The sequence below is a fragment of the Streptosporangium minutum genome (genome assembly GCF_002149035.1).
In the GTDB taxonomy this organism is placed as follows: Bacteria; Actinomycetota; Actinomycetes; order Streptosporangiales; family Streptosporangiaceae; genus Streptosporangium; species Streptosporangium minutum.
Window position 1 is genome coordinate 1 of the sequence record NZ_NGFP01000267.1, and the last position, 12,497, is coordinate 12,497.

Sequence of the window (12,497 nt, forward strand, 5' to 3'; positions counted from 1 at the left end):
GGTGGGCGGGCTGACCAGGCCGCTGTGGGCCGGGGGGCGCCGCCCCCGGTGGTTCCCGCACGAGTTCGACTGGACCGTGGGCTGCACCTATCGGGGCATGCCCACGCGACGGGCGCGGATCCGCAATGTCATGGGCGGGAACGCGGCCTTCCGGAGGGAGGCCGTCGGCGGGATCGGCGGCTTCCACACCGGGATGGGGCGCAGTGTCCAGGGGCGCCGGAGCCGCCCGCTCGGCTGCGAGGAGACGGAGTTCTGCATCCGGCTGGCCCAGCGCCGCCCCGGCTCGGTGATGCTGTTCGAGCCGGGCGCGGTGATCGGGCACAGGGTCTCCGCGCAGCGGGCGCGCTTCGCCTACTTCCGGTCGCGGTGCTACGCCGAGGGCCTGTCCAAGGCCCTGGTCGCGTCGAGCGTCGGCGCCGGCGACGGGCTGTCGAGCGAGCGGGCCCACGTGATGAGGGCCCTGCCCCTGGGAGTGCTGCGCGGCGTCGGCGAGGCGCTCCGCGGCGACCTGCCGGGCCTCGGCAGGGCCGCGGCCATCGTCGTCGGCCTGGCCTGGACCACCTGGGGCTACGCGGTGGGCACGGCCCGCCTGAAGCTGAGGCGGGCATGATCCGTGTCCCGATCCTGATGTACCACTCGGTGAGCGACCACCCGAACGACGAGACACGGCCGCTCGCGGTCTCGCCGGGACGGTTCGCCGAGCAGCTCGGCGTGCTCCGCGACCGGGGCTTCACCCCGATGACGCTGTCGGACCTGGTCGCGGGGATGCACCGGACGGCGACGATGCCCGGCAGGCCCGTGGCGATCACCTTCGACGACGGATACGCCGACTTCCACAGCGAGGCGCTGCCGATCCTGGAGCGGTTCGGCTATCCGGCCACCGTCTTCGTGACCAGCGGCTGGGTGCAGGACTCCGGCCCCGTGTCGGCCGGGCGGCGGCCGGCTCCCATGCTGGCCTGGAGCCAGGTGCGCGAGGCGGTCTCCTGCGGCATGGAGATCGGCGGCCACAGCCACAGCCATCCCCAGCTCGACCAGCTCCCGGACCGGGAGCTCCGCAACGAGCTGCGCACGAACAAGGCCCTGCTCGAAGACCGGATCGGCCGTCCGGTGGCCACCATGGCCTACCCCTACGGCTACTCCAGCGCGCGGGTCCGCAGAGAGGTGCGCAGGGCGGGCTACTGGACCGCCTGCGCGGTGGCCAACGACGCGTTCCGGGAGGGCGACGAGATGCTGGCGCTGCCCCGCTTGACGGTTACCGAGCAGACCTCCATGGTCAAGTTCGGCGGAGCGATCGACGGACGGGGTCTCCCGGTGCTCTACATGAGGGAACGGGCTCTCACCAAGGGATACGCGCTGGTGCGGCGGACGCGTTACGCGCTGCGGCGGATCTCCTCGCACTACGCGCCCGGACGGGTGCCGGGAGGTGACTGACACGGGTCTCTCCGGCGGAACGGCGGAACGGCGGCGGGAGCGGCGGCGGAGTCTCCGGCGTGGCCGGCGGCAGGAGCGGCGGCAGGGGGCGCCGCGGTCCCTGTGGAACCGCCTCCCCAGGGACCTCAACGACCCCCTGCTGCGCAACGCCTACTCGCTGATCGTCAACGCCGGGGCCGCCGGAGCGCTCGGCCTGGCCTACTGGACGGTCGCGGTGCGGTTCTACAGCGAGGGCGACTACGGCCGCGCCTCCGCGCTGATCGCCGCGATGCGCCTGCTCGCGGCGCTGACCGCGTTCGGGTTCGTCGGCGCGCTGACCCGTTTCCTCCCCGAGGGGGGCCGGGCCACCGGACGGCTGGTCGGCTCCGCCTACCTGGTGGGCGGCGGCGCGGCGGCCGCCGCCACCGTGTTCTTCCTGGCCACGCTGGACATGTGGGGCTCCAACTTCAGCGGGCTGAACGGGCCCGGCATGGCCGGCTGGTTCCTGCTGTCGGTCTTCCTGTGGTGCGTGTTCACGGTCCAGGACGTGGTGCTCACCGCGCTGGGCAAGGCCACCTGGGTGCCGCTGATCGGAATAGCCGTCGGGGTGGTCAAGATCGGGCTGCTGGTCGTGCTGGCGCCCGCCTTCCCCAGCGCGGGGATCTTCCTGGCCTGGACGATCCCGGTGGCCCTCACCGTCGTCCCGGTCAGCATCGCGATCTTCGGCAGACTGGTCCCCCGGGCCGCCGCCCGCGACGCCCACCGGGCCCCGCCCCAGCTCCGCCGGATAGGCCGCTTCCTCGCCGGAGACTTCCCCGGCACACTGTTCATCCTGGCCAGCGTCTATCTCATGCCGGTGCTGGTGTTCGCCGGAGTGGACGCGCGGACGGCGGGTTACTACGCCGCGGCGGTCACGCTGGTCGGCGTCTTCGACATGCTGGCGCTCAACATGGCCATCTCGCTGACCATCGAGGGGTCGGGGGACCCTTCGCTGCTGGCCGGCAAGTGCGTGCTGGCGCTCCGGCGGACCATGATGCTCCTGGTCCCCGTGGTGCTGGTGGCCGCGCTGGCCGCGCCGCTCGTCCTCCGGATCGGCTGGGGCCCGTCGTTCGCCGAGCACGGGGCGGACGTGCTGCGGCTGCTCGCCCTGGCGTCCATCCCGCACGCGGTCATCGAGATCTACCTGGGGGTGCTCCGCGTCCGCAGCAGGGCGCGGGCGCTGCTCGTGCTCCAGGCGCTGCTGTGCGTCCTGGTGGTGGGGCTGTCGTTCGTCCTGTTCCAGTTCTACGGCATCACCGGCGTGGGCCTCGGCACCCTCGCGGCCCAGCTGATCGTCATGGCGGTCGTCGCCCCGGGCCTGCTCAAGGTGGTACGGGGGGCGCGGACGGCGGGTGGCGGGCTGACGCCGGACGAGACTCCGACGCTGGTGATGATGATCGTCGACGCGCAGCCCACCCTGGCCTCCGTCCCAGCCAGGGCGCCTCTTCCCGAGGTGGCGGAGCCCGCGCGGCCCCGCGTGCCGTGGCCGGTGCGGGCGCGGCGGTGGCTGCCCCCGCTGATCACCGCGGAGGGCCTGACGGCCGTCGCACTCGCCTCCGTGGCCGGCGGACCGCCGGGCTTGCCGCCGCCCGCCGTGACGGCCCTCGGCGGTGCCGGGCTGGTGGCCGTGGCCTTCGTCGCGGAGCTGGCCATGAGCCGCAGGCGGGCGGTGCTGTGGACGCAGCTCGTCGCGGTGACCCTCTGCCTGCACGGGATGGAGGCCCTGGCCGGCTCGGCCGGGAGCCTCGCCGGGAAGGTGACGCAGATCATGGTCACCGGGCGGGCCACCGGCGGGGACCGGCTCCTGGCCCTGCCCGCCTTCTTCGCCCGCGCCATGGGGCTCACCGATCCCACCCCGTTGCTGGTGTGGGCCCCCGTCGCCTTCGCCGTGGCGGCGCTCGCCCCCGCCCTGCTGGCCGCCGGAGCGCTCCTCCGCGACGAGCGGTTCCAGTGGCCGGCGGTGATGCTGGTGACGGTCGGGCTCTGGCTCGCGCCCGCCGAGCGCATCCAGACGTCTCTGGTCTGCCTGCTCGGCGTCTGCGCCCTCGCCCTGCCCCTGGCCCTGGTGCGCGGCCGGCGACGGCGGTCCGAGGCGGCGGCGGACGACGACCGGACACTGAGAAGGGCTGCCTAGTTGAACACGACCACCGACGACCTGGCCGATCTGGCGTTCTGGACACAGCCCTCGCAGGTCCGGCTCGCGGCCTTCGCCCGGCTGCGCGAGCTGCCGGAACCGAGGTTCTTCGCCGAGCGCCGCGTGCCGCTCCTCCGCTCGGGCACCGGTTTCCACGCCCTGGTGAGGCACGCCGACGTGGTGGAGGCGAGCAGACGCCCCACGATCTTCAGCAGCGAACCCTCGGTGTCGAGCCCGCAGCCTCCCGGGTGGGTGCGGCACGTGTTCGGCGAGGCGATGGTCGACATGGACGACCCGCGCCATGCCCGGCTGCGGCGGATCGTGGCCCGCGCGTTCACCCCCCGGATGCTGGCCAAGACGGAGGAGGACCTGCGCAGGACCGCCACCGAGATCGTGGACGACGTGCTCGCCCGCCGTCCGCGCGACTTCGTCGCGGCCGTGGCCGCCCGGCTGCCCATCACCGTCATCTGCGACATGATGGGCATCCCCGGCGATCTCCGGGGCGACGTGCACCGGCATGTGGACACCTCCACGGAATACTCCGGGGTCCGCTCCGACGTGCTGCGGGCGCTGCGCATGGGGGTGCGGAACGCCTCGGCCCTGATGAGCCTGCAGCGCCTGGTGATCCGCCTCGGGCGGCGGCGCAGGGAAGAGCCGTCCGACGACCTGATCTCCGCGCTGGTCCACGCGAACGTCGACGGCGAGCGGCTGACCGCGCGGGAGCTGGGCTCGTTCTTCACCCTGCTCCTCGTGGCGGGCAACGAGACCACCCGCAACGCGATCGCGCACGGGCTCCACCTGCTCTCCGTCCATCCCGGGCAGCGTGAGCTGCTGCTGTCCGACTACGACCGGCACATCCCCACGGCGGTCGAGGAGATCGTCCGCCACGCGACACCGATCATGCAGTTCCGCCGTACGGTGACCGAGGACTGCGACCTGAACGGCCACGCCTTCCGGCGCGGGGACAGGGTCGCGCTGCTCTACGTCTCGGCCAACCGTGACGGGTCGGTCTTCACCGACCCGGACGCCTTCGACATCACCCGCTCGCCCAACCCGCACCTGGGGTTCGGGGGGCCGGGCCCGCATTTCTGCCTCGGCGCTCACCTGGCCAGACGGGAGATCACCGTGATCTTCCGTGAGCTGTTCACCCGGCTCCCCGGCATCCGGGCCGTGGGCGAGCCCGAACAGCCGCCCTCCAACTTCGACAACGGCGTCCGGCGCCTGGGCTTCGACTTCTGAGAGGGCACCGATCCTCCCAAGGCCCCGACTTCTTCCAAGGGCTCTGACCTGTGAGGGGGCTCCGGCTTCCGAGAGCCCCTGCTTCCGAGAGAAAGGACCCGCCGTGGACGACTGGCCGGCGATCAGCGTGGTGATCCCGACCCGCAACCGCACCGGGCTGCTCCAGGAGACGATCGACTCGATCCTCGGCCAGGACTATCCGGGCGACCTGACCTGTGTCGCCGTCTTCGACCAGAGCCCGCCGGACGGATCGTTCGCCCTCGACGCCCCGGGCCGCCGGGTCGTGGTGACCGCGAACACGCGGAGCCCGGGGATCGCCGGGGCCCGCAACACCGGCGTGCTCCTCGACGACGGCGAGCTGGTCGCCTTCTGCGACGACACCGACCTGTGGCTGCCGCACAGGCTCCGGTCACAGGTGACCGCGCTCGGAGCCGGCCACTTCGCGACATGCGGGATCGAGCTGTTCAACGACGAGGTCGCCTTCGCCAGATGCGTGACCGCGCCGACGGTGACCCTGCGGGACCTGCTGCGCGGGCAGCTCCCCTCGATGCATCCCTCCACCTACCTGATGCGCCGCGAGGCGCTGGTCGACGGTTTCGGGCTGGTCAGCGAGGAGCTGCCCGGCGGGTACGGCGAGGACTACGAGCTGCTGCTGCGGGCCGCCCGGTACGGACCGATCACCAACCTGGCCGGGACGGGGGTGCGGGTCAGGCTGCACAACGCCTCCCACTTCTCCGTCGTCGAGTCCAGCGAGACGATCTCCTCGGCGCTGCGCTGGATGCTGGAGCGGTATCCGGAGTTCGCCGGGGCGCCGGGCGGCTACGCCCAGCTGGCAGGGAAGATCGCATTCGCCGAGGCCGCTCTGGGGCGCGGCTCGCAGGCCCTGCGCTGGATCGGCCGGACCGTGCGGCGGCGTCCCTGGGAGCCCCGCGCCTACCTGGCGCTGGCCGTCACCGCCGGGGTGCCCGCCGGGGCGATCGTCGGCCGGCTGCACCGGATGGGCCGCGGCATATGAGGATCGACGTCATCCGGCCGGAGGAGCTCGGCACGGCCGAGGTCACGGCCTGGCGCGCGATGCAGCGCGCCACCCCGCACCTGGCCAACCCGTTCCTCAGCCCCGACTTCGTGATCGCGATGGGGGAGGTCAGCACCGGGGCACGGGTCGCGGTGATCTCCGAAGGGAGCGGGCCGGTCGGTTTCTTCCCCTTCGAACGGCACTCCGGCGGGGTCGGCACCGCGCTGGGCGCCTGGGTGTCGCTCTGCCAGGGGGTGGTCCACGCGCCCGGCGCGGAGTTCGGCGCGCAGGCCCTGCTCAGGGGCTGCGGGCTGCACGTGTGGGAGTTCGGCTGCATGGTCGCCGGGCAGCCGTGGTTCCAGCCGTTCGAGGTCCTGCGCCAGGAGGCGGTCGTCCTCGACCTCGCCGACGGCTACCCGGCCTACCTGGAAGGGCTGCGCGAGCGTTCCCCCAAGTTCCTCAAGTCCACCCTCTACAAGGAGCGCAAGCTCGGCCGCGACGCCGGCGAGCTCACCTTCGACTTCGCGGTCCGCGACGAGGAGCAGTTCCGCCTGCTGCGCCGCTGGAAGTCGGAGCAGTACCTGCGGATGGGCCGCCCGGACCGGTTCGGCAGGCCGTGGGTGGTCGAGCTCGCCGAGCGGCTGCACGCGATCGACACCGCCGACTTCGCGGGCCCGCTGTCGATGCTCTACTGCGACGGCAGGCCGGTGGCGGGCCACTTCGGCCTGCGCTCGGACACGACCCTGGTCGGCTGGTTCCCCGCCTACGACCCGGCCTTCGCCAGATACTCCCCCGGCCTGATCCAGCACCTGAGGATGGCCGAGGCCGCCGCCGCGGCCGGGATCCGGTCGATGGACCTCGGGGTCGGCACCGGTTCGGAGTACAAGGAGGCGCTGCGCAGCCGGGGCGAGCCGGTGACGGAGGGATGCGTGCGGCGGCGGTCGGCGGGCGCGGCGGCGCACTGGCTGCGCAGCGCACCGGTCCGGCGGGTACGGCAGTTCATCCTCGACACCCCGGCCCTGTACGGCGCGGCCGACCGGGCCATGAAGCGCTACGGCGGCCTGCGGACCCGGATGAGGACCCGATGAGCACCGCGCTTGAGCGGACCCGGATGAGGACCCCATGAGCACCGCGCTTGAGTCGATCATGCGTGACCGCGTCGGCGCCGAGTGCCTTCACGTGCCCTCGGCCCGGTTCGGGCTCTATCTCGCCCTGCGGCACTGGTTCGAGGCGGGCGACCGGGTGCTGATCGCCCCGACCAACTGCGAGACCGTGCTGTTCGTCGCGCTCGCGGCGGGCCTGCGGCCGGTCATGGCGCCGGTGTCCGCCCTCGACGGCAACATCGACCCGTCCCGGGTGGACTGGAGCGGCCTGTCCGGCGTCCTCACCACGCACCTGTACGGCCAGCCCGACCGGGTCGGCGAGCTACGGGCCGAGTGCGACCGCCGTGGACTGACCCTGATCGACGACGCCGCGCACGCCATGCTGACGACGGTGGACGGCCGCCCGGCGGGCACCTTCGGCACGGCGGGGGTGTTCAGCCTGGCCAAGCACGGCAGGGCGATGTCCGGCGGGTTTCTCGCCGTGGAGGATCCCGGCGAGCTGCCGGAGCTGGCCGGGCTGCGTGACGGGCTGCTGCTCGGCGGCGGGGTGCGTGGGCAGGTTCTCGGCGCGCTCCGCCCGATGCTGCGGGAGACGGTCTACCGGACCGGACTGGTCCGGCCGGTGTGGCGGACGCTGCGGGCGCTCGGCGTGATCGAGTGGACCGGACACCGCCACGCTCCCCGGGAGGAGGAGCTGCGGGCCGCCCTGGAACCGGCGGCGGGACTCAGTGCGCTCGACTACTGGATGAGGATCGACCTCGACGACTGGAGGATGCGGCAGGGGCCGCTGCTGCGCGGCTATCTCCGTTCCCGCTTCCGGGTGATCGACCGGGAGCGGGAACGGCGGCTCGCGGGCGTCGAGCTGCTCCGCGGCCTGCCCTGGGCGGCGCGGGGCGTGCGTGAGGCGCCGCCCCGGCCGCTGCTGCGCGTTCCTCTGATGGTCGAGGACCGTGACGAGGTCGTCGCCCGCCTGGAGCGGTACGGCATCGTGCCCGGATTCATCTACGACCCGCCGCTGGACGACTATCTGGACCTCCTCGCGCCCGGCCCCACCCCCGAGGTCGCGCGCTGGTGGACGGGCCACGTGCTCCCGGTGGACCCGCTCCGCGCCGAACGTGTCGCCACGCTGCTGACCAGGCTGAATGTCCGTCCGGCCACCGAACCGGGACGGAACGCGTAAGGTCACGGACAGTGATCCGTCTGTGACGACGACGCTTCTCCTTATGCGGACCATAGCCGTCGGCAGCGACGATCCGGTAGAAAAATTAATTAAAATTCAAACAAGCGGAAAGTCGCGACCCATGTTGGCCATAACCGGTCTGCCGGCACCAGACGCCTGGATGATCACATGACTCTGCCCGGTAAGAGAAGGCCCGCCCGGACGGCGGGGAAGCTCTCGGTGTCGCGATGGATCCTCATCGGCCTGGCCGGCGCCCTCATGGCCACGACGGGCATCTACGCGTGCACCTCCTCCGGACGGCAGACCCCGGGCAGCGGGACGCCGGTGGTGCCGGGAGCCCGGGGCACGCCCGGATCGTGCGCCCCGACCTCCAAGCTCGTGCCGCCCTGCGGAGCCTGGTGGGGCATGCACGTGCCGCCGGACGGCGACCGCAGGCTGGTTCCCGACGTGACCGCGATGGAGCAGAAGATCGGGCGCAAGCTCGACATCACCATCAGCTACCACGACATGTCCAACAGCGACGCCGGACGGTTCCTCCGCGACGACGAGAGCGACCTCGGCGCCGACCGCATCCTGTTCCTCGGCTGGGAGTCGCGGATCTGGGACGAGGACGTCGACATCGCCTGGCGCGACATCGCGGCCGGACACTACGACCGGGCGATCGCCGACCAGGCCGCCCGGGTGAGGAAGTACGGCAAGCCCGTCCTGGTCGGCTTCGACGGGGAGAAGGACCGCGACGAGAGCGGCCAGACCCCGGCCGAGTACATCGCGGCCTACAAGCGCATCGTCGACGGCTTCCGGCAGGCGGGCGCGGACAACGCGCTCTGGGTCTGGGGCGTCACCGGCTACTACCCGTTCCGGGACCGGTGGAAGGCCTACTACCCGGGTGACGCCTACGTCGACTGGATCAGCTACGACCCCTACAACTTCGCGATCTGCCGCGGCGCCGCCTGGCAGGACTTCAAGGAGACCGTACAGCCGACCTACGAGTGGTTCCAGCAGAACGGCTTCGCCGCCAAACCGCTGATCCTCGCCGAGTACGGCACGGAGAGCCACCAGAACGACACCTCCGCGCGCGCGGAGTGGTACCGCGACATCCCCGAGGCGATGAAGGCGATGCCCAACCTCAAGGCGATCGTCCAGTGGAACAACACCGACGCGGACGACTGCGACTTCTCCCTCACCGGCCCCGGCGTCCTGGACTCGTTCGCCGAGGCGGGCAGGGATCCCTACTTCCGGCAGCCCATGGCCTCGCTACCGGCCGGCTGAGGGGAGACCCGGGAGCGGACGCCTACCCGCCCGCTCCCGGCTCCGGGGCGGGGAGGAAGAGGAAGACCTGGTCGGCCTGGCCGGTGCAGGCCTGCTGGGCCAGCTCGGCCCCGGCGCCCACATCGGCCACGCCGTACAGGGCGCCGACGCACAGGTTGCTGTGCACCGGCCTGAGCACGAAACCGCCGGACGCCCGCGGACCGGCCCGCTCCAGGAGGAAGCGCTGGTGGGCGGCCCCGGTGCAGTTCACCGGTCCGATCAGCGCCTCGGCACCGCCGGCCGCCTGGTCGACCGTCAGGCAGCCGACGCCGTGGACGGGGTGGTGCCACTCGATCTGGTAGACGTCGCGCCCGACGGCCGTCATGTAGGTGTCGGGGGAAAGCCCTCGGCAGGGCCGCTGGACGGCCAGCTCCCGGCTGGTACGGCCGTTGCGCTCGCGTCCCTCTCCCACGCACAGGCCGCGGTCGGCGACGTGGGAGGGGACCATGCGGTATCGGCCGTCGGCGAGCACGGATCCCGCCGATACGGGGCCCGGCGTCCGCACCGCCGGAGGACCGGTCGCCAGGGCGCCCTTCAGGGCCGCCGTGACGCCGATCACGACCAGCAGCGCCGCGACCCCCGCGACCACCACCGCCACCGCGGGCCGTCGCCGCCCCGGCCTCCCCACCGGGACAACGGGATCCGGCTGGGCGGGGCCGGGACCTGCGGGGCCCGGAGCTACGGGGTCCGGATCCGCGGGGTCTGACCGGGCAGGAGCTGGACCTGCGGGGTTCAGGCCTGTCGGGACCGGACCTGCGGGGTCCGGATCCGCGTGGTCCGGCCGGGTGGGACCTGGACCTGCGGGACCCGGGCCGGCGGAATCCGGGCCGGCGGAATCGGAGGCGGCGGAATCGGAGGCGGAGGGAATCGGACCGGCGGCATCCGGATCGGGGGATTCCGGAACCGCAGGATGTGCGGCTGCGGGGCTCGGGCCCGCGGAGACGGCGAGATGCCTCCGGACGACGATCCAGCGGGCGACGTCCGCCTCGCCCATCCCGCAGGCCCGGACGAAGGCGGCGACCAGTTCCTCTCTCGGCAGCGCGGCCCGGCTGAGCGCGCCGACGGCGGTGCTGGGCGGCAGGACGTCACCTGACGCCTCCGCCTTGGCCGCGAGCTGCCGGTAGCTCAGCCCCGCCCACTGCCGCAGCCGCCCCAGCGCCATGACGAACTCCGCCGGATTGGTGGCGTCCTCAGGCCCGGGGGGAGCGCCGATTGTGGACGACAACGCAGCCTCCCCGATCACCGACGATGTTTGACCAGCGGAACACTAACCCGCATCGCCGACAAAAGGCCACCCTCCAGGTCAAAGTGGAATTCCCGTGGATTCCACTTTGACCTGAAGGGCTCCAGGATTCATTTATCGCCTACATGCCGCTCCCGCCTGGCCGTTCACTGGTCCCGGCGGGTGATGTAGACGAACTCGCCGAGATCGAAGCCGGACTCCAGCCCGCCGTCGGCGTCCCACTGGTAGTGCACGCCAAGGTAGACCCGGCTGCGCGCGTCCTCCTCCGCGGCGGCGGCGAAGCTGGTGAAGGTCCGCTCCCGCACTGTGGCGTAGGGGTCTTCGGTGCGTACGGTGAAGGTGAGGTTGTGGCCGAACCACCGCTGCATGACACCGGCCCAGGCTCCGGCGAACGTGGCGTGCCCGGAGATGTACGCGGGGAAGGGGGGCGAGAAGGGGGTGCCGGCGCGATCCTTGGACAGCGGCACCCACTGCGGATCCGCCGTGGTCGCGGCGTTGTCGTCGGTGGCCGCCTCCCGGACGGCCGACTGCGGCCGCCACAGGTCGATCGGCGTGGCGTATTTCGCGTCCCACGCCACGATCGACGCGTCGGCCAGCGCCATGGAGACGAGGCCGAACAGCTCTGCGTTCGCGCTCTGCTTGAGTCCCTTCATTTTCGAGACGGTGGCGGTGATGTCGAGCAGTTGCCCCGGCGGCTTGTAGGTGCCGTCGACGTCGTTGGCCCAGAAGTGCGCCACCTGGGTCTGTTCCCCGGTACGGGTCGTGGGTGTCGTGCCGCTCCCGGACCCGAGCATCTTGACCTCGTTGACCTGGGCCGCGTACTGCGGGCTGCGCAGAAGTTGATCGTAGGAGGTGAACCCTCCCGGCAGCGGCGGCCGGAACTGCGTGCCCGATGTCATGGCGAACGGTTTGAGCCGCCCCAGATTCGGGTCGAGCGCGTTCGCCGGACCGGTCGGGCGCCAGGACCCCGGGACCCCGTCCAGGGTGTAGGCGGGTGAGAAGGCGGGCTCGTCCCCCGAGCGTTCCGCGATCATCAGAGTGGCGATCTTCTCTCCGTCGGCCTTTCCGCCCGAGACGAGGGCAGGGGCGACCCAGGAAGGGATCTGGCTGGTCGCGGCGTTCAGCGCCGGCGCGAAATCGAAGTCGGGGAAGAGGCTCTTCAGGACACCGTGCGCGGCGGCGTCCATGGTCGCCTCGATCGAGTCGTTCGGATGCCGCTGCGTGATCCTGGGCAGATAGGTCCTCGGCGCGGCCGGCCAGTTCGCGTCGTGCATGGCGATGTTCATCATCGCCGCAGCCCTCGCCAGCCGCCCCGGGGACGCCTTCTCTTTCTCGGCGGCACGGAAGGCTTTCAACAGAACGTCGTTCCAGTGCAGAACGTGATCGAACGAAGACGCCTGCGGCGGTGGCCCCGTGACCGCCGCAGTCGCCGGTTGCGGCACCGCCGCCGTCGCCCATGCGACGACGGTGGCGGCGAGCAGAGCCCCGGCACGCCTCCTTGTGAACGATCTCTTCAAATGAAACCTCCGCTTTATGCCCTAGAAGCGACATGTCGCCGAATAGAGAGAAACAAGATGGATAGTGCGCGATAAACGGAAGAGGCCACAAGATCATTGCTGTTCCGAACAGTGCGGAACAGTGCGGGCCCCCTCCGGCAAAGGCCTCAGTCGACAGGGGGCGGGAAGGAATCCCGCGGAGTAAAGTCAGCGCCAGACATTCGCATCGACCAGGCCAGGAAAGGATGCGCGTGGAGGGCAGGGAGGCCGAAGAGGTGATCGACGGATCGATCACCCGCCCGATGAGACGACCGGCCTCCGCCCCGGCCC

The 12,497-nt window shown here is 71.9% G+C and carries 10 protein-coding genes; 8 read left to right on the plus strand and 2 right to left on the minus strand.

The window, feature by feature from the left end; genetic code table 11:
• The 8 genes from CA984_RS36985 to CA984_RS37020 all read left to right on the plus strand — a co-directional run.
• A partial coding sequence (locus tag CA984_RS36985) for a glycosyltransferase family 2 protein (RefSeq protein ID WP_423229353.1) occupies positions 1-610 on the plus strand: 610 nt, incomplete at its 5' end.
• Positions 607-1,431: a polysaccharide deacetylase family protein gene (locus CA984_RS36990; protein WP_086578048.1), complete on the plus strand. Its 825-nt coding sequence runs from the start codon at positions 607-609 to the stop codon at positions 1,429-1,431. The genes CA984_RS36985 and CA984_RS36990, both read left to right, overlap by 4 nt.
• Positions 1,424-3,583: a lipopolysaccharide biosynthesis protein gene (locus CA984_RS36995; protein ID WP_086578049.1), complete on the plus strand. Its 2,160-nt coding sequence runs from the start codon at positions 1,424-1,426 to the stop codon at positions 3,581-3,583. The genes CA984_RS36990 and CA984_RS36995 overlap by 8 nt, the downstream gene beginning before the upstream one ends.
• Entirely contained in the window at positions 3,584-4,822 is a 1,239-nt protein-coding gene (locus tag CA984_RS37000) for a cytochrome P450 (RefSeq protein ID WP_086578050.1), read from the plus strand.
• 103 nt (positions 4,823-4,925) lie between these two features.
• Entirely contained in the window at positions 4,926-5,837 is a 912-nt protein-coding gene (locus tag CA984_RS37005; RefSeq protein ID WP_165781548.1) for a glycosyltransferase family 2 protein, read from the plus strand.
• Positions 5,834-6,925, plus strand: a complete 1,092-nt coding sequence (locus tag CA984_RS37010; protein WP_086578052.1) for a GNAT family N-acetyltransferase — start codon at positions 5,834-5,836, stop codon at positions 6,923-6,925. The genes CA984_RS37005 and CA984_RS37010 overlap by 4 nt, the downstream gene beginning before the upstream one ends.
• Positions 6,926-6,959: 34 nt before the next feature.
• Entirely contained in the window at positions 6,960-8,120 is a 1,161-nt protein-coding gene (locus tag CA984_RS37015; RefSeq protein WP_086578053.1) for a DegT/DnrJ/EryC1/StrS family aminotransferase, read from the plus strand.
• Positions 8,121-8,339: 219 nt separating this feature from the next.
• Positions 8,340-9,389 carry a glycoside hydrolase family 26 protein gene (locus CA984_RS37020; RefSeq protein WP_165781549.1) on the plus strand — a complete coding sequence of 350 codons (1,050 nt, stop codon included), beginning with the start codon at positions 8,340-8,342 and terminating at the stop codon, positions 9,387-9,389.
• Positions 9,390-9,411: 22 nt separating this feature from the next.
• Here CA984_RS37020 and CA984_RS37025 read toward each other — a convergent pair whose 3' ends face one another.
• Entirely contained in the window at positions 9,412-10,056 is a 645-nt protein-coding gene (locus CA984_RS37025) for an RICIN domain-containing protein (RefSeq protein ID WP_133061887.1), read from the minus strand.
• Positions 10,057-10,817: 761 nt separating this feature from the next.
• Positions 10,818-12,026 (minus strand): vanadium-dependent haloperoxidase, encoded by a 1,209-nt coding sequence (locus tag CA984_RS37030; protein WP_086578056.1) that lies wholly within the window; start codon positions 12,024-12,026, stop codon positions 10,818-10,820.
• Positions 12,027-12,497: the final 471 nt, after the last annotated feature.

Excerpts from the sequence above, each read along its gene's own strand:
- CA984_RS36990 (WP_086578048.1), top strand. The coding sequence starts at position 607 with ATGATCCGTGTCCCGATCCTGATGTACCACTCGGTGAGCGACCACCCG.
- CA984_RS37010 (WP_086578052.1), top strand. The coding sequence starts at position 5,834 with ATGAGGATCGACGTCATCCGGCCGGAGGAGCTCGGCACGGCCGAGGTC.
- CA984_RS37015 (WP_086578053.1), top strand. The coding sequence starts at position 6,960 with ATGAGCACCGCGCTTGAGTCGATCATGCGTGACCGCGTCGGCGCCGAG.